The sequence below is a fragment of the Rhizobacter sp. Root404 genome (assembly GCF_001425865.1).
In the GTDB taxonomy this organism is placed as follows: Bacteria; Pseudomonadota; Gammaproteobacteria; order Burkholderiales; family Burkholderiaceae_C; genus LMDS01.
Genome location: NZ_LMDS01000004.1, coordinates 790,240 through 813,390, shown reverse-complemented (window position 1 = coordinate 813,390; position 23,151 = coordinate 790,240). Strand labels below are relative to the sequence as shown.

Annotated in this window: 23 protein-coding genes; 6 read left to right on the top strand and 17 right to left on the bottom strand. The window is 69.9% G+C overall.

Going from position 1 to position 23,151, the window contains the following annotated elements:
• Positions 1-6 precede the first annotated feature (6 nt).
• The 7 genes from ASC76_RS08440 to ASC76_RS08410 form a co-directional block, all read right to left on the bottom strand.
• Positions 7-1,398, bottom strand: a complete 1,392-nt coding sequence (locus ASC76_RS08440) for a phosphatidylserine/phosphatidylglycerophosphate/cardiolipin synthase family protein (RefSeq protein WP_082548928.1) — start codon at positions 1,396-1,398, stop codon at positions 7-9.
• A 28-nt stretch (positions 1,399-1,426) separates the two neighbouring features.
• Positions 1,427-2,179 carry a peptide-methionine (S)-S-oxide reductase MsrA gene (msrA, locus tag ASC76_RS08435; protein ID WP_056464797.1) on the bottom strand — a complete coding sequence of 251 codons (753 nt, stop codon included), beginning with the start codon at positions 2,177-2,179 and terminating at the stop codon, positions 1,427-1,429.
• 90 nt (positions 2,180-2,269) lie between these two features.
• The gene (locus ASC76_RS08430) at positions 2,270-2,617 is read right to left on the bottom strand and encodes a hypothetical protein (protein ID WP_056464795.1); all 348 of its coding nucleotides are present in this window, start codon (positions 2,615-2,617) and stop codon (positions 2,270-2,272) included.
• Between the two features lie 59 nt (positions 2,618-2,676).
• On the bottom strand, positions 2,677-4,566 hold the full coding sequence (locus tag ASC76_RS08425) for a GspE/PulE family protein (RefSeq protein WP_056467125.1): 1,890 nt from the start codon (positions 4,564-4,566) through the stop codon (positions 2,677-2,679).
• An 818-nt stretch (positions 4,567-5,384) separates the two neighbouring features.
• Positions 5,385-6,686 carry a TRAP transporter large permease gene (locus tag ASC76_RS08420; protein WP_056464793.1) on the bottom strand — a complete coding sequence of 434 codons (1,302 nt, stop codon included), beginning with the start codon at positions 6,684-6,686 and terminating at the stop codon, positions 5,385-5,387.
• Entirely contained in the window at positions 6,679-7,188 is a 510-nt protein-coding gene (locus ASC76_RS08415; RefSeq protein WP_056467122.1) for a TRAP transporter small permease, read from the bottom strand. Before ASC76_RS08415 ends, ASC76_RS08420 begins: the two co-directional genes overlap by 8 nt.
• A gap of 41 nt (positions 7,189-7,229) precedes the next feature.
• Complete coding sequence (locus ASC76_RS08410) at positions 7,230-8,204, bottom strand: TRAP transporter substrate-binding protein (protein ID WP_082548925.1); 975 nt, start codon at positions 8,202-8,204, stop codon at positions 7,230-7,232.
• 152 nt (positions 8,205-8,356) lie between these two features.
• On the opposite strand from ASC76_RS08410, the gene ASC76_RS08405 reads away from it, so the two are divergent.
• The 6 genes from ASC76_RS08405 (at position 8,357) to ASC76_RS08380 (ending at position 15,210) form a co-directional block, all read left to right on the top strand.
• Complete coding sequence (locus ASC76_RS08405; protein WP_056464791.1) at positions 8,357-8,902, top strand: winged helix DNA-binding protein; 546 nt, start codon at positions 8,357-8,359, stop codon at positions 8,900-8,902.
• Complete coding sequence (locus ASC76_RS08400; protein WP_371262092.1) at positions 8,899-9,552, top strand: aspartate/glutamate racemase family protein; 654 nt, start codon at positions 8,899-8,901, stop codon at positions 9,550-9,552. Before ASC76_RS08405 ends, ASC76_RS08400 begins: the two co-directional genes overlap by 4 nt.
• The gene (locus tag ASC76_RS08395) at positions 9,549-13,175 is read left to right on the top strand and encodes a hydantoinase B/oxoprolinase family protein (RefSeq protein ID WP_056464788.1); all 3,627 of its coding nucleotides are present in this window, start codon (positions 9,549-9,551) and stop codon (positions 13,173-13,175) included. The genes ASC76_RS08400 and ASC76_RS08395 overlap by 4 nt, the downstream gene beginning before the upstream one ends.
• 78 nt (positions 13,176-13,253) lie before the next feature.
• Positions 13,254-13,541 (top strand): DUF2282 domain-containing protein, encoded by a 288-nt coding sequence (locus ASC76_RS08390; RefSeq protein WP_056464787.1) that lies wholly within the window; start codon positions 13,254-13,256, stop codon positions 13,539-13,541.
• Complete coding sequence (locus ASC76_RS08385; RefSeq protein WP_056464785.1) at positions 13,541-14,416, top strand: DUF692 domain-containing protein; 876 nt, start codon at positions 13,541-13,543, stop codon at positions 14,414-14,416. Before ASC76_RS08390 ends, ASC76_RS08385 begins: the two co-directional genes overlap by 1 nt.
• Positions 14,413-15,210 carry a DNA-binding domain-containing protein gene (locus ASC76_RS08380; protein ID WP_056464783.1) on the top strand — a complete coding sequence of 266 codons (798 nt, stop codon included), beginning with the start codon at positions 14,413-14,415 and terminating at the stop codon, positions 15,208-15,210. The genes ASC76_RS08385 and ASC76_RS08380 overlap by 4 nt, the downstream gene beginning before the upstream one ends.
• On the opposite strand, the gene tolA is transcribed toward ASC76_RS08380, so the two are convergent.
• From tolA to ribBA, 10 genes are all read right to left on the bottom strand, one after another.
• Positions 15,194-16,141: a cell envelope integrity protein TolA gene (tolA, locus tag ASC76_RS08375; protein ID WP_056464782.1), complete on the bottom strand. Its 948-nt coding sequence runs from the start codon at positions 16,139-16,141 to the stop codon at positions 15,194-15,196. The two genes, ASC76_RS08380 and tolA, sit on opposite strands and share 17 nt — an antisense overlap.
• Before the next feature lie 9 nt (positions 16,142-16,150).
• Positions 16,151-16,582, bottom strand: coding sequence for a protein TolR (gene tolR / locus ASC76_RS08370; protein ID WP_056464779.1), 432 nt, complete (start codon positions 16,580-16,582; stop codon positions 16,151-16,153).
• A 1-nt stretch (position 16,583) separates the two neighbouring features.
• A complete protein-coding gene (tolQ, locus tag ASC76_RS08365; RefSeq protein ID WP_056464776.1) occupies positions 16,584-17,267 on the bottom strand; it encodes a protein TolQ in 684 nt (227 codons plus the stop codon).
• Positions 17,264-17,698 (bottom strand): tol-pal system-associated acyl-CoA thioesterase, encoded by a 435-nt coding sequence (gene ybgC, locus ASC76_RS08360; protein WP_056464774.1) that lies wholly within the window; start codon positions 17,696-17,698, stop codon positions 17,264-17,266. The genes tolQ and ybgC overlap by 4 nt, the downstream gene beginning before the upstream one ends.
• Positions 17,699-17,722: 24 nt before the next feature.
• Complete coding sequence (locus tag ASC76_RS08355; RefSeq protein ID WP_056464772.1) at positions 17,723-18,103, bottom strand: TssQ family T6SS-associated lipoprotein; 381 nt, start codon at positions 18,101-18,103, stop codon at positions 17,723-17,725.
• Between the two features lie 2 nt (positions 18,104-18,105).
• Positions 18,106-19,671, bottom strand: coding sequence for a serine/threonine-protein kinase (locus ASC76_RS08350; protein WP_082548923.1), 1,566 nt, complete (start codon positions 19,669-19,671; stop codon positions 18,106-18,108).
• Positions 19,672-19,811: 140 nt separating this feature from the next.
• Positions 19,812-21,014, bottom strand: coding sequence for a pyridoxal phosphate-dependent aminotransferase (locus tag ASC76_RS08345; RefSeq protein ID WP_056464769.1), 1,203 nt, complete (start codon positions 21,012-21,014; stop codon positions 19,812-19,814).
• A 23-nt stretch (positions 21,015-21,037) separates the two neighbouring features.
• On the bottom strand, positions 21,038-21,544 hold the full coding sequence (gene nusB, locus ASC76_RS08340) for a transcription antitermination factor NusB (RefSeq protein ID WP_056464767.1): 507 nt from the start codon (positions 21,542-21,544) through the stop codon (positions 21,038-21,040).
• A complete protein-coding gene (ribH, locus tag ASC76_RS08335) occupies positions 21,541-21,984 on the bottom strand; it encodes a 6,7-dimethyl-8-ribityllumazine synthase (protein ID WP_056467112.1) in 444 nt (147 codons plus the stop codon). The genes nusB and ribH overlap by 4 nt, the downstream gene beginning before the upstream one ends.
• Positions 21,985-22,035: 51 nt before the next feature.
• Positions 22,036-23,139 (bottom strand): bifunctional 3,4-dihydroxy-2-butanone-4-phosphate synthase/GTP cyclohydrolase II, encoded by a 1,104-nt coding sequence (gene ribBA, locus ASC76_RS08330; RefSeq protein ID WP_056464765.1) that lies wholly within the window; start codon positions 23,137-23,139, stop codon positions 22,036-22,038.
• Positions 23,140-23,151: the final 12 nt, after the last annotated feature.

Below are 23,151 nucleotides of genomic sequence, written 5' to 3'. Positions count from 1 at the left end.
GACGCGTCAGAGCTGAAACCCGAGCCACAGCACCAGCCCTTCACCGACGTCGGTGAGCAGCCCGGCGCGCCGCGGGACCAGCGCGTGCGCCTCGGCGCATTCGGTCTCGAACCAGGCCGCGAAGCCCGCGATCGCGGTGCGGTCGTGGAACGCGACCATCAGCTCGTAGTTCAGGAACAGGCTGCGGCTGTCGAGGTTGGTCGAGCCGACCAGCGCCAGCGTCTCGTCGACGATCACGAGCTTGGCGTGCTGCATGTGCGGCACCGTCCAGAGCCGCCCGCCGGCGGCGGCCAGCGCGCGCAATGCGCGGCTGCGGGCGATGTCGGACAACCGGTGGTTCGAGCGCGACGGCATCAGCAGGTCGACCTGCACGCCGCGCCGGGCCGCCAGGCACAGCGCGGTCAGCAGCGCGGCGTCGGGGACGAAGTACGGCGTGATCAGCGCGATCCGGCGCCGCGCCCGGTAGGCGGCGGTGATCAGCAGCGAGTAGACGGTGTCGTCGGCCTGGTCCGGGCCGGACGCGATCAGCTGCGCGCAGTGCGACAGCGGGTCGGTCGGACCGATCGGCAACGGCGATCGCGGCATGCCTCCGGCGAACGCCCAGTCGTGCTCGAACAGCGCGCCGGCCTGCGCGACGAACGGGCCGCCCAGGTCGAAGCTCAGGTCGTGCCAGGGCGGCCGGCCGGGCTCCCCGGTGAAGTATTCGCTCGCCAGGTTGCGCCCGCCGCACCACAGCCGTTGCGTCTCGAAGCCGGCGTCGGCGACCAGCATCTTGCGGTGGTCGCGCAGGTTGGTGCGGCCCTTCAGCGGCGAATGCAGCGGCGGCACGAACAGCAGGTAGGCCACGCCGGCGTCGCGCAACGCGCGCAGGTCGGGGCGGCTGCGCATCAGGCTGCCCAGCCCGTCGACCATCACGCGCACCTGCACGCCGCTGCGCGCCTTCGCGCTCAGGCGCTCGATCAGCGTGTAGCCGACCGCGTCGCGCCCGACGATGAAGGTGCACAGGTCGATCGTGTGGCGCGCGCCGGCGATCGTGCCCCACAGCGCCGCGAGCGCGGCCGGGCCATCGGCGTGGATGTGCAGGTCCTCGTAGGCCTGGGGTTCCGGCTGGCCGAGCGCGAGTGCGGTCTGGATCGCCCAGGGCCCCTCGGCATCGGTGGCCGGCGGTGCCAGCAGCGGCCGGTTGCGCGGGCGGGCCTGCTTGCGCGAGCCAAAGGTGAGGAACGCGGGCAGCGCGACGTACGGCGCGAGCACGATGAACAGCACCCAAGCGATCGCGGCGGTGGGGTGGCGGCGCTGCTGCAGCACGTGCGCGGTGATCGCGTACAGCAGCACCGCGACGATGGTCACGAAACTGTGGACGGTCAACCAGTAAGCGGTGGTCAGGCCGAAGAGCATCGGCGCGACCTTACCGCATCGTCGCCCTTCAGTTGCGGGCGGCCACGCCCCGCTGGCCAACCAGCACGGGCTCGGCGCGGTACTGCGCGGCGAACATCGTCTTCAGCGCGGCGATCTTGGGCAGGTCGAAGGTGGCGATGTAGCCGGAGTCGGGGTGCAGCGTCGCATAGTCCTGGTGATAGTCCTCGGCCGGGTAGAACGCGACCAGCGGGCCGACCTGCGTGACGATCTTCGCGGGGTAGACCTTGGCTGCGTCGAGCTGCGCGATGTAGCGCTCGGCAGCCTGCTTCTGCGCCGCGTCGGTCGTAAACACGGCCGAGCGGTACTGGGTGCCGCGGTCCGGGCCCTGGCGGTTCAGCTGGGTCGGGTCGTGGATGACCGAGAAGAAGATCTGCAGCAGCTGCGCGTACGACACCTGGCGCGGGTCGTAAGTGACCTGCACCGCCTCGGCGTGGCCGGTCAGGCCGCTGCCGATCAGCTCGTAGCGCGCCGTGGCCTTGCTGCCGCCGGCGTAGCCCGAGACCGCGTTGAGCGCGCCCTTGGTGTGCTGGAACACGCCCTGCACGCCCCAGAAGCAGCCGCCGGCGAACACCGCGGTCGCCGAGGTGGCGCCGGCATCGGCGGGGCCGGGATCGACCAGCGGCGGGATCTTGAAGACGGTCTCGGCGGCCGCGCGGGTCGACATCGGCATGCCGACGATCGCGGCGGCGCCGATCGCCGCGGCGACGCCGACCAGCGTCGAGACGAAGGCACGGCGGGGAAGCGGGGGCGTGCGGTTCATGGCGGGCAACTCCTGCGCGGATTGTCGGGTCCGTCGGAAGTCGCCCGGGCGGCGGGCTTCTTACACCCTGCCCGCGGTGGGGCCCCGCGGTCAGCGCGACTTGCGGGGCGCGATCGTCGGTGCCGCGTCGGTCGGCCCGGCGGTGAACAGCTTCGCGGCGCGCCCCTTGAGCTCGAGCAGTTCGCTCGGCGTCACCGAATACAGGCCCGACATCACGTCGACCTCGATCCGGAATTCGACATCCTTCGAGCCGTTGGTCAACAGGCCCGAGGTGAACTCGTAGGTCTTGTCCTCAGCGGGCAGGCCGGACGTCTCGGCGTTGTAGTCGTCGTACTCGACGCTGCGGATCTCGCCGCTGGCCAGGTCGAGCATGCCGGTCGACTCGATCACCGATTCGGTCAGTTCGTCGAATATCTTGATCGGCAGCTTCAAATCCACGTCGAATCCTTCAGGGGCGCGGCGCCGAGTGACGCCGGGCTGAGGATTCTAGCGGCGCGTCACACGTTGCTCGTGGCGCGCACTTCCTCGATCGTGGTGACGCCGTCGAGCACCTTGTCGATGCCGTCCTGGCGCAGCGTGCGCATGCCCTCGGCCATCGCGATGCGCTGCAGCGTCTCGGCCGGCGCGCGGGTCTGGATCATGCGTCGTACTTCGCGCGAGACGACCATCAGTTCGTGGATGCCGGCGCGGCCCTTGAAACCGGTCTGGTCGCACTCGATGCAGCCGGGGCTGTGGTGCAGCATCAGGCGGCCGCCGCGGCTGTTGCGCTGGGCCCAGCCGGCCAGCACGGCGTCGCGCTGCACCGCAGGCTCGGTGCCGAAGGCCTGCATGTAGTCGGCGATCAGCTCGTCCGATTGGTCCTTGGTCGCCGGCTTGGCCGTGCGGCAATGGGTGCACAGCTTGCGCACCAGGCGCTGGGCCAGCACGGCCAGCAGCGAGTCGCCGAAGTTGAACGGGTCCAGCCCCATGTCGAGCAGGCGCGTCACCGTTTCGGGCGCGCTGTTGGTGTGCAGCGTGCTCATCACCAGGTGGCCGGTCAACGAGGCCTCGACGACCATCTGCGCCGTCTCCTGGTCGCGGATTTCGCCGACCATGATCACGTCCGGGTCGGCGCGCAGGAACGCACGCAGGGCCTTCGCGAAGGTCCAGTCGATCTTCGGGTTGACCTGCACCTGGCGCAGGCCGGGCTGGGTGATCTCGATCGGGTCCTCGGCAGTCCAGATCTTGCGCTCGGGCACGTTGATGTGGCTGAGCGCGGAGTGCAGCGTGGTGGTCTTGCCTGAGCCGGTCGGGCCGACGCACAGGACCATGCCGTACGGGCGCTCGACCGCGTGCTTCAGGCGCGCGAGGTTGTCGGCGGACAGCCCCAGGCGGTCCACCGGCATCGGCTTGGCGGAGGTCAGCAGCCGCATCACCACGTCCTCGAGGCCGTGGTTGGTCGGGATCGTCGCGATCCGCAGTTCCAGCTTGTGCTGCGGTGAGAACTTGGCGAAATTGATCTTGCCGTCCTGCGGCTTGCGGCGCTCGGAGATGTCGAGGTCGCACATGATCTTGACGCGGGCGATCAGCGCGTTGCGGTAGTTCGGCGGCAGCTCGAGGTGGGTGCGCAGCACGCCGTCCTTGCGGAAGCGCACGCGGATCTTCTCGCGGCCCGGGTAGCTCTCGATGTGGATGTCCGAGACGCCCTCGCGGTTCGCCTCGATGATCATGTTGTTGAGCAGGCGCACCAGGGAGTTGTCGGACTGCTCGATCGGCCGGTCGTCGTCGCCGGCGCGCTCCAGGCCTTCCTTCTCGAGCGTCTCGACCAGCTTGTCGGTGTCCGGCAGGTCGAACTTCAACGACATCGCCGCGTCCTCGCCGATCGTGCGGACCGGGCCGTCGACGGCACCGATCTTCTCGTACGCGAGGTGCAGCGCCGGGCCGATCAGGCGGCCGTCGGCCAGCACCGGCACCACCTTGATCTGGGCGCTGAATTCCACCTCCTCGACCGCGGCGCGGCGGCGCGCCGGGTCGTCCATCGCGACGACCAGCCGCCCGTCGCGCAGCAGCAGCGGCATCACCTGCAGGCGCGATGCCACCTGGTAGCTCAGCCGGCGCAGTGCCTCGGCCTCGGCCGGGAAGGTCTCGATGTCGACCAGCGGGTAGCCCATCTTGCGGGCCAGCGCGATCTGCAGGTCCTCGCGCGAGACCACGCCCATGCGCACCAGCAATTCACCGAGCGGCACGCTGCGGTCGTTCTGTTGCTGGGCCAGCGCCTCGTCGAGCTGTTTCCCGTTGATCATGCCGAGCGAGACCAGCGCCTCGCCGATCCGCACCATCGGCATCTTGGCCTGGCGGTCGATCGCTTCCAGCAGCTGCGCCGGCGTGACGACCTCGCGCGTGACCAGCACGTCGCCGAGCTTGCGGTTGCGCAGCTGCTGCTGCACGTCGATCGCCTGCTCGATCTGCGCCGGCGTGGCGCTGTGCTGCTCGACCAGCAGCTCGCCGATGCTGGAGCCGATCTCGAAATGCGTGTAGGCGCTGCGGGGGATGAAGCTGCGGGTGACACTGCCGTCGTCGTCCGCCGAGCCCGACTCCGCGCAGGGCGGGAACAGGAACAGGCCCAGGTCGTTCTCGACATGGCCGACCGTGTTGCCGGTCACTTCGACGCCGCCCTTCAGCGTCAGCTGGTAAAGCGAGCTGGTGCGGTGCGCGAGCAGGCCCGCGTGCGGATCGCTCGCGGCGAGGTGACCCGGGACAAGCGGGTCGGTCAGCGTGAGCGAGCGGAACTGGTCGAAGCGCAACGGCAAGGTGGTGCGGGCCTTCTGCAGCTGCACGTGCGCGACGCTTTCGTCCGGCACGAAGAAGGTCAGGCGCCCGGACGTGCGGACATTGTTGAGGCCGACGATCTCGCACGGCTCGGGGTCGGTCTGCGGCGCGGCGATGGGATACGAGGCGTACGGGGGGGTCGGCCAGCAGAACGGCTCGCGCCGGGCCTTGGCCGCGAAGTCGGGATCGGCGCCGCCGCTGGCGGCCAGGCTCAGATCGCAGTCCAGGGGAATCGACATGTCTGCCATCGCGGCGTCCTCGTTGCGGGCGAGTCGACGCGCTGCACCCGGGGCAGCGCTCGCCGACTTTCCATCCGCATCGATGATGCCGGTGCCGGGTCTGCGCGAAACCCCGAAATGCGCGGTTCCGGCCGCCCAGTTCTGCGCCGGCAGGCCCCTCAGCCTCGCATGTGCAGCGGCAGGTAGGTGACGATCTGCGGGAAGACGTACAGCAGCACGACCATCGCGACCATCAGCAGGAAGAAGGGCAAGGCGGCGCGGGCGATGTAGACGATGCTGCGGTTGGTCATGCCCTGCAGCACGAACAGGTTGAAGCCCACCGGCGGCGTGACCTGCGCCATCTCGACCACGATCACGATGAAGATGCCGAACCACAGCGGGTCGATGCCGGCCTTCTGCACCGTCGGCATGATCACGCCCATGGTCAGCACGACCATCGAGATGCCGTCGAGGAAGCAGCCGAGCACGACATAGAAAGCGGTCAGCGCCATGATCAGCTGGAACTTGCTGAGGCCCAGCCCGCCGATCCATTCGGCCAGGTGGCGCGGCAGGCCGATGTAGCCCATGCTCAGCGTCAGGAATGCCGCGCCCGCCAGGATCAGCGCGATCATGCAGTAGAGCCGCGTGCCGCCCATCAGCGAATCCCTGAACGTGGCCCAGCTCATCGAGCCCTGCAGCACCGACAGGATCAGCGAGCCGACAACGCCCAGCCCGGCGGCCTCGGTGGCGGTGGCGATGCCGCTGTAGATCGAGCCCAGCACCGCGGCGATCAACAGCACGACCGGGATCAGGTGGCGCGACTCGTGCAGCTTCTGGCCCAGCGTCATCATCGCGTCGGCCGGCGGGATCTGATCCTTGTGGGTCAGCGACCAGAACGCGATGTAGAGCGAGAAGATCCCTGCCAGCAGCACGCCCGGGATCACGCCGCCGATGAACAGCTGCGAGATCGAGACGTCGGCGGTGACGCCGTAGACGATCATGATGATGCTCGGCGGGATCAGCAGGCCGAGCGTGCCGGCGCCTGCGAGCGAGCCGACCGACATGATGTCCGGGTAGCCGCGCTTGTTCAGCTCGGGCAGGCTCATCTTGCCGATGGTCGCGCAGGTGGCCGCGCTCGAACCCGAGACCGCCGCGAAGATCGCGCAGCCGACTACGTTGACATGCAGCAGCCGCCCCGGCAGGGCCTGCATCCACGGCGCGAGGCCCTTGAACATGTCCTGGCTCAGCCGGGTGCGGAACAGGATCTCGCCCATCCAGATGAACAGGGGCAGGGCGGTCAGCGTCCAGCTCGACGACGAGCCCCAGATCGTCACCGCCATCGCGTCGCCGGCCGGACGCGAGCTGAACAGTTGCATGCCGATCCACGCGACGCCCGAGAGCGTGAGGCCGATCCAGACACCGCTGCCGAGGATCAGAAACAGCGACGCGATCAACAGCGCCGTGATCGCGAAGTCACTCATTGTGAGAAGCCTCTTCGGAGGTGATCACGACGCGCTGGCCGCGCAGCTCGAGCACCAGTTCGTCGATGAACGCGATCGCCAGCACCACGGTGCCGATCGCCATCGTCAGCTCGGGAATCCACAGCGGCGTGGCGTCGTTGCTGGTCGAGATGTCGTGGAAGGTATAGGACTGCCACGCCAGCTTGCAGCTGTAGAAGGCCGCCAGCAGGGCCAGCAGCGAGGCCGCGAAAAGCGCCCAGATCTCGAAGCCGCGGCGCCAGCTGCCCTTGAGCGAACCGATCAGCAGCGTCACGCGGATGTGCTCGCCTCTTTTCAGCGTGTGGGCCAGCGCGAGGAAACCGGTCGCGGCCATCATGTAGCCGGCGTAGGCGTCGATGCCGGGGATGTTGAAGTGCAGCTGCCGGCTCAGGATCGACAGCAGCACCATCACCAGCAGCAGCACCATGAAGACCGCCGCGAGCGCGGCGGCCGTGTCGTAGATCAGGTCGAGCGTGCGGCGCAACGCCGAGGGCGCCGCCGCAGGGAGTGGGGCGGCGCCGACCATCACATCTTCTTGTAGGAATCGACGACAGCCTGGCCTTCCGGACCGGCCTTCTCGAGCCACTCCTTCAGCATCGTGTCGCCGACCTTCTTCATGTCGGTGACCAGCTGCGGCGCCGGCGGCACGATCGTCATGCCGTTCTTCTTCAGCAGGTCGATGTACTCGGTGTTCTTCGCTTTCGACAGCGCCCAGCCGCGCGCCTCGGCATCGGCGCCGGCCTTCAGCAGCGCGGCCTGCGTCGGCTTGTCGAGCGCGTCGAACGCGGCCTTGTTGACCAGCACCGCGTTCTTCGGCAGCCAGGCCTGGGTGTCGGTCCAGAACTTGATGTACTCGTAGGTCTTGGTGTCGTAGCCGGTCGAGCCCGAGGACATGTAGCTCTCGATCACGCCGGTGGCCATCGCCTGCGACAGTTCGGCCGCCTGCACCGTGACCGGCTGCGCGCCGACCAGTTCGGCGATGCGCGCGGTGGCGGGGCTGTAGGCGCGCCACTTCAGGCCCTTGAGGTCGGCCGCGGAGGCGATCGGCTTCTTCGCGTAGATGCCCTGCGGCGGCCACGGCACCGCGTACAGCAGCATCATGCCCTGCTCGCCGAGCTTCTTCTCGAGGGCCGGCTTCTGCGCCTTGTAGAGCTTGGCCGAGGCGTCGTAGCTGTCGGCGAGGAAGGGCAGGCCATCGATGCCGAAGATCTGCCACTCGTTCTGGAAGTTGGCCATCAGGATCTCGCCCATCTGCGCCTGCCCGCCCTGCACCGCGCGCTTGATCTCGGGCGCCTTGAACAGCGAGGCATTCGCGTGCACGGTGATCTTCAGCTTGCCGCCGCTGGCCTTGTCGACATCGGCCGCGAACTGCGTCAGGTTCTCGGTGTGGAAGTTGTTGGCCGGGTAGGCGGCGGGCAGGTCCCACTTGGTCTGGGCCGCGGCTGTGCCCGCGAGGGTGAGCATCGAGGCGAGGCAGACGAGGCGACGTGTCAGGTTCATGAGCACTCCGGTTGAAGAGGTTGGATCCACGAGGTGGGCCGCAAAAGCATAGAGCGTGCCGATCGGGCGGGCATCGGTTGTTCTACCGGCTTGCAGTGTCGATGAAACTCCGATAAATTGTCAATAAATTATCAACGTTTCGAAGGCTGCCGTTGAAAGACTCCCGCGTCACCGCCAAGCCGGCCGCCAAGGGCAAGGCGCATTCGCGCGGCATCGTCTCGTCGTCGCACCTGGTCTCGCCCCGGAGCGTCGAGCTGTCCGAGTTCGAGTTCGGGATGATCGTCGCGTGGAACGCGTTCTCGCGTTGGGCGATGCGCTGCATGGCCGCCGCCGGCTGCCCCGACCTGACGATCACCGACGTCCTGGTGCTGCACCACCTGGCGCACCGCGAGCGCAACAAGAAGCTGGCCGACATCTGCTTCGTGCTGAACTACGAGGACACCCACGTCGTCGCGTACTCGCTCAAGAAGCTCGTCGCCGCCGACCTGGTGCGCGCGGAGAAGGTCGGCAAGGAGGTGCTCTACAGCCCCTCGCCGGCCGGCGAAGCGGCGGTGCGCCAGTACCGCGAGGTCCGCGAGGCCTGCCTGATCGACAACCTCGACGCCGAGCGCAATGCCGACATCGGCGAGATGGCGCGGCTGCTGCGCACGATGTCCGGCATGTACGACCAGGCTGCGCGCGCGGCGACCTCGTTGTGATCCACGAACTCGGCGTGCTGATGCTCGACACGCGCTTTCCGCGCGTCGTCGGCGACATCGGCAACCCGCTGACGTTCGACTTTCCGCTGCGATACCGCGTGGTGCGCGGCGCCTCGCCGCAGCGTGTCGTGCGGGAACGCGACCCGGCGCTGCTGCAGCCCTTCGTCGACGCGGGCCGCGCGCTGGTCGACGAGGGCGCCACCGCGATCGCGACCAGCTGCGGCTTCCTCGTGCTGTTCCAGCGCGAACTGCAGGCGGCGCTGCCGGTGCCGGTGTGGACCTCGAGCCTGCTGCAGCTCGCCGGGCTGCGCGAAGCGGGCGTCGTGACTGCCGAGGGCGCCTCGCTGACCGTCGATCATCTGCGCGCCGCGGGCGCTGCGACCGATACGCCGGTCGAGGGGCTCACCGCCGGCAGCGCCTTCCACCGCACGCTGCTGAACGACGAACCGGCACTGGACACCGACGACGCCCGCGCCCAGACCGTGGCCGCCGCGGCGCGCCTGGTGGCCCGCCACCCGGGGCTCTCGACGATCGTGCTCGAATGCACCAACATGCCGCCGTACGCCGACGCGGTGCGCGCCGCCACCGGTCGCACCGTGCTCGACATCACCACGCTGCTGCGCCAGCGCTTTCAGGGACTCTCCAGATGACAAGCCTCTCCACCCCCAAGCGCTGGCAGTTCTGGATCGACCGCGGCGGCACATTCACCGATGTCGTCGGCAAGCGACCCGACGGCACGCTCGTGACCCACAAGCTGCTTAGCGAGAACCCCGAGCAGTACCGTGACGCGGCGGTGGCCGGCATCCGCCACCTGCTCGGGCTGGAGCCGGGCGAGCCGGTCACGCCGGACCGGGTCGAGTGCGTGAAGATGGGCACCACGGTCGCGACCAACGCGCTGCTGGAGCGCAAAGGCGAGCCGACGCTGCTGGTCACGACCAGGGGCTTCCGCGATGCGTTGCGCATCGGCTACCAGGAGCGGCCGCGCATCTTCGACCGCCACATCGTGCTGCCCGAGCTGCTCTACTCGCGGGTGATCGAGGCCGCCGAACGCATGGGCGCGCACGGCGACGTGGTGCAACCGCTCGACGATCTGCACCTGCGCGAGCGCCTGTGGGCGGCGTTCGACGCCGGGCTGCGCAGCGTCGCGATCGTGTTCATGCACGGCTACCGCTACCCCGCGCACGAACTGGCGGCGCAGCGGCTCGCGAAGGAAGCCGGCTTCACGCAGATCAGCGTCTCGCACCAGGTCAGCCCGCTGATGAAGCTGGTCGGGCGCGGCGACACGACCGTGGTCGACGCCTACCTGTCGCCGATCCTGCGCCGCTACGTGGAGCAGGTGGCCGGCGAGATGCCGGGCGTCAAGCTGTTCTTCATGCAGTCGAGCGGCGGTCTGGCCGACGCGCACGCGTTCCAGGGCAAGGACGCGATCCTCTCCGGCCCCGCCGGCGGCATCGTCGGGATGGTGCGCACGGCGCAGATTGCCGAAGACGATCTCGGCACGAACAAGGTCATCGGCTTCGACATGGGCGGCACGTCGACCGACGTCAGCCACTTCGCCGGCGAGTTCGAGCGCGCCTTCGAGACCCAGGTGGCCGGCGTGCGAATGCGCGCGCCGATGATGAGCATTCACACGGTGGCGGCCGGCGGTGGCTCGGTCCTGTCGTTCGACGGCGCGCGCTTTCGCGCCGGGCCGCAGAGCGCCGGCGCGAATCCCGGGCCGGCCTGCTACCGGCGTGGCGGGCCGCTGGCGGTGACCGATGCGAACGTGATGCTCGGCAAGATCCAGCCGGCCTACTTCCCGGAGGTGTTCGGGCCGCAGGCCAACGAGCGGCTGGACGCCCAGGTGGTGACTGACAAGTTCACCACGATGGCCGCCGAGATCGAAGCGGCGACCGGCGTGAAACGCAGGCCCGAGGAAGTGGCCGAAGGCTTCGTCGACATCGCGGTCGGCGCGATGGCCAACGCGATCAAGAAGATCTCGGTCGCGCGCGGCTACGACGTCACGCGTTATGCGCTGCAATGCTTCGGCGGCGCCGGGGGCCAGCACGCCTGTCGCGTCGCCGATGCGCTCGGCATGAACCGCGTGTTCGCCCACCCGCTGGGCGGCGTGCTGTCGGCCTACGGCATGGGGCTGGCGGACCAGAGCGTGATGCGCGAGGCGGCGATCGAACAGCCGCTGGCCGCGGCGCTTGACGCCGTCACCACGCGCGTCGATGCGCTCGCGCAGGAGGCCGGCGACGAGCTGACGCGCCAGGGTGTCAGCAGCGGTCAGGTCCAGATCCACCGGCGCGTGCACGTGCGCTACGAGGGCACCGATTCGGCGCTGGTCGTGCCGTTCGGCAGCGTCGACCAGATCCGTGCAGCGTTCGAGGCGGCGTACCGTCAGCGCTTCGCGTTCCTGATGAGCGAGCGGCGGTTGATCGTCGAGGCGGTCTCGGTCGAGGCCGTCGGCGCCGGTGACGCACCGGCCGAACCGCGTCACGCCATCGAGGCCCGTGGCGCCGCGCCGTCGGCCGCGACCGTGCGGCTGTTCAGCGGCGGCCGCTGGTGGGACGCCGCGCTGGTGGTGCGCGAGTCCACGCGTCCCGGCCATCTGATCGATGGCCCGGCGATCATCGCCGAGAAGAACGCGACCACCGTGGTCGAGCCCGGCTGGCAGGCGCGCGTGACCGCACTCGACCACCTGGTGCTCGACCGCGTGCAGCCGCGCGAGGCGCGCCGCGCGATCGGCACCACGGTCGATCCGGTGATGCTCGAAGTCTTCAACAACCTGTTCATGAACATCGCCGAGCAGATGGGGCTGCAGCTGCAGAACACCGCGTACTCGGTCAACATCAAGGAGCGGCTCGACTTCTCCTGCGCGCTGTTCGATGCGAGCGGCAACCTGATTGCCAACGCGCCGCACATGCCGGTGCACCTGGGTTCGATGAGCGAGTCGATCAAGACGGTGGTCGCGCGCAACGCCGGCTCGATGCAGCCGGGCGATGTGTACGTGCTGAACGACCCGTATCACGGAGGGACGCACCTGCCGGACGTGACGGTCGTGACGCCGGTCTGGGATGCCGACAACGCGAGCATCCTGTTCTACGTCGGCTCGCGGGGCCACCACGCCGACATCGGCGGCGTGACGCCGGGCTCGATGCCGCCGTTCTCGACCCGCATCGAGGAAGAGGGCGTGCAGATCGACAACGTCAAGCTGGTCGATCGCGGCGTGCTCCGCGAGGCCGAGATGCTCGCCCTGCTGAGCAGTGGCGCGCACCCGTCGCGCAACCCGCAGCAGAACCTCGCCGACCTGAAGGCGCAAATCGCCGCGAACGAGAAGGGCGTGCAGGAACTGCGCAGGATGGTCGAGCACTTCGGGCTCGACGTGGTGCAGGCCTACATGGGCCACGTGCAGGACAACGCCGAGGAATCGGTGCGTCGCGTGATCACGAGCCTGAAGGACGGCGCGTTTACGCTGCCGCTCGACAACGGCGCGCAGATCAGCGTCGCGATCCGCGTCGATGCCGCCGCGCGCAGCGCCGAGATCGACTTCACCGGCACCTCCGCGCAGCTGACCAACAACTTCAACGCGCCGACGGCGGTCTGCATGGCGGCGGTGCTGTACGTGTTCCGCACGCTGGTGAACGACGACATCCCGCTGAACGCCGGCTGCCTGAAGCCGCTGAATGTGATCATTCCCGATGGCTCGATGCTGAACCCGCACCCGCCGGCTTCGGTGGTGGCCGGCAATGTCGAGACCTCGACCTGCATCACCAACGCGCTGTACGGTGCGCTCGGCGCGATGGCCGCGGGCCAGTGCACGATGAACAACTTCACCTTCGGCAACGCGCGCTACCAGTACTACGAGACGATCTCGGGCGGCTCCGGCGCCGGGCCCGACTTCGACGGCACGAGCGTCGTGCAGACCCACATGACCAACTCGCGGCTGACCGACCCGGAGGTGCTCGAATTCCGCTTCCCGGTGCGCCTGGACAGCTACGAGATCCGCAAGGGCTCGGGCGGCACCGGCTTGCACAAGGGCGGCGACGGGGGCGTGCGACGCGTGCGCTTCCTCGAGCCGATGACGGCGTCGATCCTGTCCAACGGCCGCCGCCACGGCGCGTTCGGCATGGCGGGTGGTTCGGCCGGGCAGCCCGGCATCAACCGGGTCGAGCGGGTCGACGGAACGCGCGAAGCGCTGGATCACATCGGCTCGGTCGAGATGACACCGGGCGACGTGTTCGTGATCGAGACGCCGGGCGGAGGCGGTTTCGGCGAACAACCCGCGTAAGGCGGGGTCATCGCATCCGACCCAGCCGTGCGGGCGTACAAAATACGCGTCGTCGATCATCTTCCGTGGAGAGTACCCATGAATACCCGCCTCATCGCATCCAGCGCGCTCGCGTCCGTCCTCGCCATGGGCGTGCTGTCGGCGGCCCAGGCAGCCGACGACAAGGGCAAAGAGAAGGAAAAGTGCTACGGCATCGCCAAGGCCGGCACCAACGACTGCGCCAACCTGTCGGGCAGCCACTCGTGCGCCGGCCAGAACAAGACGGCGATGGCGCCTGACGAGTGGAACTACGTCGCCAAGGGCACCTGCGAGAAGATCGGCGGCAAGTCCGAAGCCGAAGCCAAGGCGATGATCGCCAAGAAGTGATGCTCGTGCAGGACGCGCTGGCCGCGCCGGCCGCGTCCGTCGGCATCGGGCTGCGCCAGCCGCATTACGCGGCATTGTTCGAGACGCTGCCGGCGCTCGGCTTCGTCGAGGTTCATTCCGAGAACTTTTTCGCCGATGGCGGCGCCGCGCCCGCGGTGCTGCGCCAGGCGCGCGGGCACTACCCGGTCAGCCTGCATGGCGTCGGCCTCGCGCTGGGCTCGGCGGTGGGCGTCGACCCGTGGCACCTGGAGCGCCTGGCGCGGTTGGTCGAGCGGATCGAGCCGCTGCGCGTGTCCGACCACGCCTGCTTCGCGCGTGCCGCATCGGGCCATGCCGCGCCGGTGCACCACGCGAACGACCTGCTGCCGATCGCGTTCACGCCCGCCGCGCTCGACATCATGGTCGCGAACGTCCAGCAGGTGCAGGATCGGCTCGGCCGGACGATGCTGGTCGAGAACCTGTCGGCGTACGTCTCGTACGCGGACGATGCGATCGGCGAGCCCGAGTTCCTGACGCAGCTGTGTCGGCGCAGCGGCTGCGGCCTGCTGCTCGACGTCAACAACCTGATGGTGAACGCGCTGAACGCCGGCGCGGCCGATCCGCTGGCGGTCTGCCGCGCGTTCGTCGATGCGCTGCCGCATGACCTCGTCGGCGAGATCCACCTGGCGGGCTACTGCGAGGCCGAGGGCCTGGTGATCGACGACCACGGCAGCCGCGTGCGGCCGGACGTGTGGGCACTGCACGAGCACGCGCTGCGCCGCTTCGGCGCGGTGCCGACGCTGGTGGAGTGGGACACCGACCTGCCGGCGTTCGAACAGCTGCTCGACGAGGCGCGGCACGCTGCGGCGATCGCGTGGCGGGTCGCGACGTCATGAACGACGAGGCGCGGCGGCAGCGCGCGCTGCTGGCAGCGATCGCGTCGGCCGATGCGACGGCGCTTGCGTTGCGCGAGTCGGGTGGACGCGCGGCGCGCGGGCTGGAGGCGTACCGCGCCAACGCCGAGTCGATCGCCGAGCGCGCGCTCGCGGCCGCGTTCCCGACGGTCAAGGCCCTGGTCGGCGCCGATGACTTCATGCACCTGGCGCGCGAGTTCCGTCATGACCACCCGCCGCAGTGCGGCGACCTCGGCGAGTGGGGCGAGGCGCTGCCGGACTGGCTCGCCACGCACCGCGGGCTCGCCGCCTGGCCGTGGCTCGGCGACAGCGCACGGCTCGACTGGGCGCTGCACCGCAACGAGCGTGCCGAAGACGCGGTGCTCGAGGCGGCCTCGCTGTCCCTGCTCGAATCCGCCGATCCATCCCGTCTGTGGTTCCGGCTGATGCCCGGCGCCGCGCTGCTGCGCTCGCGCTGGCCGATCGCGACGCTCCATGCCGCGCACCAGCTCGCGGGCGAGGCGGCCGACCGGGCCTTCGAGCAGGTGCGCGCGGCGATCGCCGCCGAACGCGCCGAGCAGGTGCTCGTCGCGCGCCGCGGCTGGCGGGCGGTGGTTCATCCGCTCGATGCGGTCACGGCCGCCTGGACCGAGGACTTGCTGGCCGGCGTGAGCCTCGGGAGCGCGCTCGAACGCGCCGGTGACGGGTTCGACTTCGCGGCTTGGCTCGCCGATTCGCTGCGCGAATCGTGGCTGCGTGGCATGACCGACGAGCCGCCGGTCAGTCGCGCGGCCTGAAGCCGATCTCGAACACCGGCGGTGCGCGGCCGTTGTCGAGCGGCAGCATCTCGGTGCGTTCGATCGCGCGCAGCACCGCGTCGTCCCAGACCTTGGCGCCGCTGCTTTGCACCAGGCGCTTCGCGATGATCGTGCCGTCCGGCGCGAGCTTGACCTCGACCACCGCGCGCGGGTTGCCGTCGACCGGGTCGGTCAGCAGGATGTTCGGCTTGATGCGCGCCATCACACGGCCGGCGTAGTTGGCCGACGGCGCGCTGCTGCGCAACGCGGTGCCGGTGTCGGTCGAGCCGCCGGTGGCGCCCACCATTCCCTTCATGCGTTGCAGCTGCTGATCGCGGATCGCGGCGAGGCGCGCGGCTTCGGCCTTCTCGGCTTTCTCGTTCTTCGCCTGCTCCAGCCTGGCTTGCTCGGCCTTCGCCTTGGCCTGCTCCGCCTTCAGCTTCTCGGCCTTCTCGCGTTCCTTCTCCTTTTCCTTCCTCAGCGCGAGTTCCTGCTTCTCGCGCTCGGCCTTCTCGCGCTCGATCTTTTCCCGCTTCTCCCGCTTCAGTTCCTCCTGCTCGGCGGCGACGCGCTTCGCCTCTTCCTTCTTCGCCTTCTCGATCGCGATCTGCGGGTCGGGCAGCGTCGGTGTCGGCGGTTTCGCGACAACGGGCTCGGGCGGCTTCGGCGTGGGCTTGGCGACCGGCTCGGCCTTTTGCACCGGCGTCGGCTCGGGCGGTGGCGGCGGCTCGACCGCACGCGGCGCTGCGGCCTGCGGCGTCGCCGACCAGAGTTCAGCGGCGACCGTGGCCGGCTCGTCGCTGCGCCAGTTGACGCCGAACGCGAGCGCGAGAATCAGCAGCAGGTGCGCCAGCACCGCCAGCGTGATCGCGCGGCCGCGCACGCGCGGCGCCTTCGGCATGAACGGGTCACGAGTCAGCGCGCTGTCCATCGCAGGGCCTCAGGGCGCGCCGTTCTTGACCGACAGGCCGACCCGTTGCACGCCGGCGCGCTGCAACGTGTCCATCACCTTCACGACGGTTTCGTACTTGACGTTCTTGTCCGCCGAGATCACCACCGGCGTGTTCTTGTCGCCGCCTTGCGATTCGGTGACGCGGGACGCCACGTCGCGCATCGCGACCGGCGCACCGTCCTTGCCGTCCAGGCGCAGCTTGACCTTGTCGTCGCTGCCGACGACCAGCTCGACCACGTGCTCGGGCCGCTTCGAGCTCTTGCCGACGCTCGGCAGGTCGACGACGCCGGTCGTGATCAGCGGCGCGGTGACCATGAAGATGATCAGCAGCACCAGCATCACGTCGATGAACGGGACCATGTTGATCTCGTTGATCGTGCGGCGGCGCGAGCCGCTGCCGCGGTGGCTGACGGCGGGCATGTCAGGCGTGCGCCGGCGCGCCGGCGTTGCGTTGCAGGATGTTCGAGAACTCCTCGATGAAGGTCTCGAGCTGGATCGCGATGCGGTCGATGTCGCGCGCGAAGCGGTTGTACGCGATCACCGCCGGGATCGCCGCGAACAGGCCGATCGCGGTGGCGACCAGCGCCTCGGCGATGCCGGGTGCGACGGTCGCGAGCGTCACCTGCGTCATGTTCGCCAGGCCCACGAACGCGTGCATGATCCCCCAGACCGTGCCGAACAGGCCCACGTAGGGCGACACCGAGCCGACCGTCGCCAGGAACGACAGGTGCGCCTCGATCGTGTCGAGCTCGCGCTGGAAGCTCGCGCGCATGGCGCGGCGCGCGCCGTCGAGCAGCGCGCCGGCGTCGGCCACGCGGCGCTCGCGCAACTTCATGAACTCGCGCATGCCGGAGGCGAAGATGCGCTCCATCGGCGAGCCGTCGGTGCGCTTGACGGCGTCCGCGTACAGGTCGTTGATGTTCTTGCCGGCCCAGAAGTCGCGCTCGAACTCCTCGTTCGCGGCGCGTACCCGCTTCAGGCCGAACAGCTTGCCGAAGATCACGGTCCAGCTTGCGAGCGAGGCGATCATCAGGCCCGCCATCACGAGCTGGACGACGAAGCTCGCCTGGGTGACGAGGGTGAGGATCGAGAAGTCTTGGTTCATGTAGGCAGCGATTCGACGATCGCGTTCGGAATGCGTTGGGGTCTGAAAGTTCCGGCATCGACACAGCCGATGCGGATCGTGCCTTCGGCGAGCAGTTCCTCGCCCTCGGCGGTCTGACGCCAGGCCTGCTGCGCGATCGTCATCTGGGCGCGGCCGGCGTGGCGCACCTCCACCGTCACGGCGATCAGGTCATCGAGCCGGGCCGGGCGCAGGTAGCGAACGGTCGTGTCCGTCACGATGAAGACCACGCCGGTCGCGGCGCGCATCGCCTCCTGCTGGTGGCCGAGCGAGCGCAGCCACTCGGTGCGCGCGCGCTCGAAGAACTTCAGGTAGTTGGCGTAGAAGACGACGCCGCCGGCATCGGTGTCTTCCCAGTAGACGCGCAGTTGGAATCGGTACGGTGGAGTGTCGCGGGTGGAACGCTGGTGCATCGGCGTGGATTATCGCCGCTGCGCTCAATCCCTCGATTTGAGCCAGACGGGGCCCCACAGCGGATGCCCGGCCTCGGCCCGGGTCAGCGCGAAGGCCGGGTCGTCGCGCCGCGCGGCGCGGAACCCGGCCTCGCAGGCCGGGACGCGCTGGCTGGTGCAGTAGATGAACGCGAGGTACTTGCGGGCCGCGGCACGATCGCGCGGCGCGGCGAGGCCGGTCGCCAGGGCCTGCTTCAGCTGCGCCTCGGCCTGCACGTACTGGCCGTCGTCGTAGGCCCGCATGCCGCCGAGCAGCGCCTTCTCGGCAGGGCGTTCGGCCACGTCCATCAGGCCCGGTGACGGCGCCGGAGGAAGCGCACAGCCACTGATGGACAGCACGACGAGCGCGAGGGCCGGCCAGCGCATGCTCAAAACCGGTGCCGCAACATGACCGGCTGGTCGGGTGTGACGTTGACCTGCACGTCGTGCGTCGGCAGGTCGCTGTTGCGCACGACGATCCGGTGCACGCCGGCGGGCAGCGTCAGTTCGGTCAGCGGCGGGGTGGTGCCCGCGACGCGGCCGTCGACCTCGATCTCGCCCCAGGGGCTGACCGCGACGCGGACCGTGCCGGTGGCAGCGGGCGCGGCCGGCGAGGGGGCGCGAAGGTCGCGCTCGCGCGTGCGTTTCGCCGGCATCTCCTTCGCGACGCGCGAGTGGGCCGTGGGCAGCGCGCGCAGGGGCGACGACGCGGCGGTTGGTCTCGCGTCGGCGATCGGCAGCGGGGGCGCCGCGGTCGCTGGCGACTCCGGCGGCGGTACCGGGGCGGGCTTCGGCGCCGCGGTGGACGGCGCGGTCGCTGTCACGGCGACCGGTGCGCCCCGCGCGATCTCGTTCGACCGCCATGCGACGAGGCCGCCCGCCGCCAGCAGCACGAACGCGCCGATGCCGAGCGACCAGGCGCGCTGCGGTGCGGGCGTCGCGTCCGATGCGTCCACCTCGATGCTGACGGTGTTTTCGTCGAGCCAGTGGCGCAGTTCGCGGGCGAACGCGCGCGCGGAGCGGAAGCGCTGGTCCGGGTTCTTCGCGAGCGCCCGGGCGGTGATCGCCGCCAGCGCGGGCGGCACCGCGGGGTCGATCTCGTTCGCGGGCAGGGGTTCGTGCGTCAGCACCGCGGCGGTGATCTCGTCCAGCGTGTGGCCGCGGAACGGCTTCTGGTCGGTCAGCAATTCGTACAGGACGACGCCGAGCGAGAACACGTCGGCACGCCGGTCGACTGGCTCCTGGCGCGCCTGCTCCGGCGCCATGTAGTACGGCGAGCCGGCGGCGATCTCGCTGCTCGGGCCGCCGTGCAGCGCATCGTGCTGGTGGGCGACCCGCGCGATGCCGAAGTCCAGCACCTTGGGCTGCGTGCGGCCGATCATGAAGATGTTGGCCGGCTTCACGTCACGGTGCACCACGCCCTTGCTGTGCGCGTAGCCGAGGGCATCGGCTACGCGGCGCACGATCAGCGCCGCCTGCTCGGGCGTGGCGCGCCAGCCCTCCTGGCGCAGCTGGCGCAGGTCGCGGCCCTTGAGCAGCTCCATCGCGATGTAGGCACGGTCGTCGCTGATGCCGGCGTCGAACACGGTCACGATATTGGCGTGGTTCAGGCCGGCGGCAGCGCGTGCTTCGTTGAGGAAGAGCGCGTTGAAGGACTCGCGCTCGGACTCGTGGACTTCGACATGCAGCGTCTTCACCGCGATCAGCCGCGACAGCAGCGGATCGTGCGCCGCGTACACGGTGCCGATTCCGCCCTCGCCGAGGCGGTGCTTGAGCGCGTAGCGGCCGATGTGGCCGATGGTCGGGACGCTGCCGGACGGCGCGTGGCGCCGAGGCGGCCAGTCCGCCGCGGCCGCGCTGCGCGGATCGGTGTCGTTCCAGGGGCCGGAGTCGGTCGGCCGCGGCGACGACGCGTCGCCCGGCCGGGGCGCGTGTGGGGGGTCGAGCGGTGTCACGCAGGCAGCTTAGCCGAGCGATCCCGGCACGAATGCACGAACAGGGCGGTGGAGACCGGCTACGTCACATGTGCTCACCAATCAGGTGCGTGAGCTCGGCGGGTCTTCGGCGCCGGCGCCACACGGCGCGCGTCCTGCGTCTAGAGCGCGAGGCGCAGCCGCTCGACGGCTTCCTGCAGGCGCGCCATCGAGCTCGCGTACGACAGGCGCACGAAGCGCTCGGTCGCGTGGCGGCCGAAGTCGCGTCCCGGCGTGATCGCGACGTGCGCGCGGCGCATCACGTCGAAGGTGAAGTCCCAGCTGTTCGCGCAGGACGTCGAGAAGTGCGCCGAGCAGTCGGCCCAGGCGTAGAACGCGCCGTCGGGCTGCACCGGCACCGGCAGGCCGAGCGCGCCGAGGGCCGGCACCAGGAAATCCCGCCGCGCGCGGAACGCCGCGCGGCGGCGCTCGTACTCGGCGATCGACTCGGGCTCGAAGCAGGCCAGCGCCGCGTATTGCGCGACGGTCGACGGGCAGATGTAGAGGTTCTGCGCGAGTTTCTCGATCGCCGGCACCAGCGCGTCGGGCGCGACCAGCCACCCGAGCCGCCAGCCGGTCATCGAGAAGTATTTCGAGAAGCTGTTGATCGAGATCACGTCGTCGCCGTGCCCCTGGCCGTGCGCGAGCGCGCTGTGGCCGTAGCGCTCGTCGAAGCTCAGGCCGAGGTAGATCTCGTCGACCAGCGTGAAGCCGCCACGCGCGCGCACCGCGGCGGCGATGCGGCCCATCTCGTCGGGATCGATCGAGGTGCCGGTGGGGTTCGACGGCGAGGCCAGCAGCACGCCGCGGGTGCGCGGTGTCCACGCTGCCTCGACGCTGCGCGCGTCGAGCTGGAAGCGGGCCTCGGCCGAGGCCGGCAGCAGCACCGGCACGCCCTCGGCGGCGGCCACGAAGTGCCGATTGCAGGGGTAGCTCGGGTCGGGCAGCAGCACCTCGTCGTCGCGGTCGACCAGCGCCAGGCAGGCGAGTTGCAACGCGGCCGACGCTCCTGCGGTGATCACGATGCGGCGCGGCGCGATGTCCAGCCCGAAGCGCTGCGCGTACCAGGCGCTCAGGCGCTCGCGCAGCTCGGGCAGGCCGGTCGCGTCGGTGTATTGCGTTCGGCCGTCGCGCAGCGCGCGTTCGGCGGCCTGCTGCACCAGCGGCGGCGCGGTGAAGTCGGGCTCGCCGATGTTCAGGAACAGCATCGGGCGGCCGCCCACGCGCGGGTCGCAGGCCGGGCTGTCGGCGAGCTCGCCGGCCGCCTTGGCGCACTCCATCACATAGAACGGCTCGATGTGCTCGAGCCGCGATGCCAGCTTCATGGCGCCCGGCGCGGCGGGCCCCGTCATCTCGCGGCGCGCGCCGCCGCGACCTCGACCGGTCGCAGGTCGATCGCGGCCTTGTCCAGCACGCCGTTCACGTACTTGTGGCCGTCGGTGCCGCCGAAGGCCTTCGCGAGTTCGACCGCCTCGTTGATCGCGACCTTGTACGGGATCTCGATGCAGTGGGTCATCTCGTACGCGCCGATCATCAGCACGCCGTGCTCGATCGGCGAGAGCTGCGTCGTCTTGCGGTCGACGTGGCGCGCCAGCACCGCATCGAGCGCCGACGCTTCGAGGATGCAGCCGTGCAGCAGCGCGTCGAAGTGGGCGGCGTCGCACTTGTCGAAGCCGTCCTGCTCGCGCATGTGGGCATCGATCAGGCCGGCTTCGGCGCCGGAGACCAGCCATTCGTACAGGCCCTGCAGCGCCAGCTCGCGCGAGCGGCGGCGCGCGGACTTCGGGCGCGTCGGCTTGCCCGCGGGCTTCTTCTTCGCGGCGGCGGGTGCCGCGGGTGCGTTGGGTTCGGTCACGACAGCGCTTCCATCAGGTTCGCCATCTCGACGGCCACGCGGGCGGCGTCGCGCCCCTTCTCTTCGGCGCGGGCCCAGGCCTGCGCTTCGTCCTCGACCGTCAGGATCGCATTCGCGATCGGAACCTCGTGGTCGAGGCCGACCCGCGTGACCGCGGCGCCGCTCTCGTTGGCGACCAGCTCGAAGTGGTAGGTCTCGCCGCGGATGATGCAGCCGAGCGCGACCAGCGCGTCGAAGTCCTCGCTCTCGGCCATCGCGTTCAGCGCGATGCCGATCTCGAGCGCACCCGGCACGGTGACGTGCTTGATGTGCTTGGCCGCGACGCCGAGCGCCTGCAGTTCGGCCACGCACTGGGCGGCGAGCCGGTCGGTGATTGCGGCGTTGAAGCGCGCCTGCACGATGCCGATGCGCAGGTCGCGTCCGTCGATCTCCGCCTGCATGCCGCCGGCGGTGGTGTCGCTCTTGTCAGCGTCTTGCACGTTGAATCCTTGTCATGAATGTTCGGGGGCGATGAAGCCGGTGACCTCGAGGCCGTAGCCGGTCATGCTGGGCATGCGGCGCGGGCTGCCGAGCAGCCGCATCCGCGCGATGCCGAGCTCGCGCAGGATCTGCGCGCCGATGCCGTAGGTGCGCAGGTCCATCTGGCCGACCGGGCGGGTCTCGCCGTTCGACGGCGGCAGCACATGGGGCACCAGGGCCGCCACGTCCTCACCGCAGTTCAGCAGCAGCGCGGCGCCGCGCGGCTCGGCCTGCAGGCGCGCCAGCGCCTTCGGCAGCGGCCACGAGTGCTGGCAGTTCGCGCCGACATCGAGCAGGTCCATCACCGACAGCGGCTCGTGGACGCGCACCAGCACTTCGTCGGCCGCGGTCCATTGGCCCTTGGTCAGGGCCAGGTGCAGGCCGCCGGTGCGGTCGCGGAACGCGCTGCAGTCGAATTCGCCTTGCGCGGTGACGAGCGGGCGCCGGCCGACGCGCTCGATCAGCGTCTCGTGCCGGCTGCGGTGTTCGATCAGGTCGGCGATGGTGCCGATCTTCAGGCCGTGTTCGTGCGCGAACGCGATCAGGTCGGGCAGGCGCGCCATCGTGCCGTCGTCCTTCATCACCTCGCAGATGACCGACGCCGGCGACAGGCCGGCCATGCCGGCGAGGTCGCAGCCGGCTTCGGTGTGACCGGCGCGCATCAGCACGCCGCCTTCCTGGGCGCGCAGCGGGAAGATGTGGCCGGGCTGCACCAGGTCGCTCGCCTTCGCGTCACGCGCGACCGCGGCCTGCACGGTGCGCGCGCGGTCGGCGGCCGAGATGCCGGTGTCGACGCCGGTCGCGGCCTCGATCGAGACGGTGAACGCGGTGCCGTGGCGCGTGCCGTTGCGCGCGGTCATCGACTGCAATTGCAGGCGGTCGCAGCGTTCGGGCGTCAGTGTGAGACAGATCAGGCCGCGGCCGAACCGCGCCATGAAATTGATCGCTTCGGGGGTGACGCAGTCGGCGGCGATCACGAGATCGCCTTCGTTTTCGCGGTCTTCCTCGTCGACGAGGATGATCATGCGGCCCGCTGCCAGCTCGGCGACCAGCTCGGGAATCGGGGAAATGGCCATCCTCGAATTGTA

Bases quoted from the DNA above. Each gene is read 5' to 3' on its own strand.
- ASC76_RS08440 (WP_082548928.1), bottom strand. From the start codon at position 1,398: ATGCTCTTCGGCCTGACCACCGCTTACTGGTTGACCGTCCACAGTTTC.
- msrA (WP_056464797.1), bottom strand. From the start codon at position 2,179: ATGAACCGCACGCCCCCGCTTCCCCGCCGTGCCTTCGTCTCGACGCTG.
- ASC76_RS08420 (WP_056464793.1), bottom strand. From the start codon at position 6,686: ATGAGTGACTTCGCGATCACGGCGCTGTTGATCGCGTCGCTGTTTCTG.
- ASC76_RS08410 (WP_082548925.1), bottom strand. From the start codon at position 8,204: ATGAACCTGACACGTCGCCTCGTCTGCCTCGCCTCGATGCTCACCCTC.
- ASC76_RS08395 (WP_056464788.1), top strand. From the start codon at position 9,549: ATGACAAGCCTCTCCACCCCCAAGCGCTGGCAGTTCTGGATCGACCGC.
- ASC76_RS08390 (WP_056464787.1), top strand. From the start codon at position 13,254: ATGAATACCCGCCTCATCGCATCCAGCGCGCTCGCGTCCGTCCTCGCC.
- ASC76_RS08385 (WP_056464785.1), top strand. From the start codon at position 13,541: ATGCTCGTGCAGGACGCGCTGGCCGCGCCGGCCGCGTCCGTCGGCATC.
- ASC76_RS08380 (WP_056464783.1), top strand. From the start codon at position 14,413: ATGAACGACGAGGCGCGGCGGCAGCGCGCGCTGCTGGCAGCGATCGCG.
- tolA (WP_056464782.1), bottom strand. From the start codon at position 16,141: ATGGACAGCGCGCTGACTCGTGACCCGTTCATGCCGAAGGCGCCGCGC.
- tolR (WP_056464779.1), bottom strand. From the start codon at position 16,582: ATGCCCGCCGTCAGCCACCGCGGCAGCGGCTCGCGCCGCCGCACGATC.
- tolQ (WP_056464776.1), bottom strand. From the start codon at position 17,267: ATGAACCAAGACTTCTCGATCCTCACCCTCGTCACCCAGGCGAGCTTC.
- ybgC (WP_056464774.1), bottom strand. From the start codon at position 17,698: ATGCACCAGCGTTCCACCCGCGACACTCCACCGTACCGATTCCAACTG.
- ASC76_RS08355 (WP_056464772.1), bottom strand. From the start codon at position 18,103: ATGCGCTGGCCGGCCCTCGCGCTCGTCGTGCTGTCCATCAGTGGCTGT.
- ASC76_RS08345 (WP_056464769.1), bottom strand. From the start codon at position 21,014: ATGAAGCTGGCATCGCGGCTCGAGCACATCGAGCCGTTCTATGTGATG.
- ribH (WP_056467112.1), bottom strand. From the start codon at position 21,984: ATGCAGGCGGAGATCGACGGACGCGACCTGCGCATCGGCATCGTGCAG.
- ribBA (WP_056464765.1), bottom strand. From the start codon at position 23,139: ATGGCCATTTCCCCGATTCCCGAGCTGGTCGCCGAGCTGGCAGCGGGC.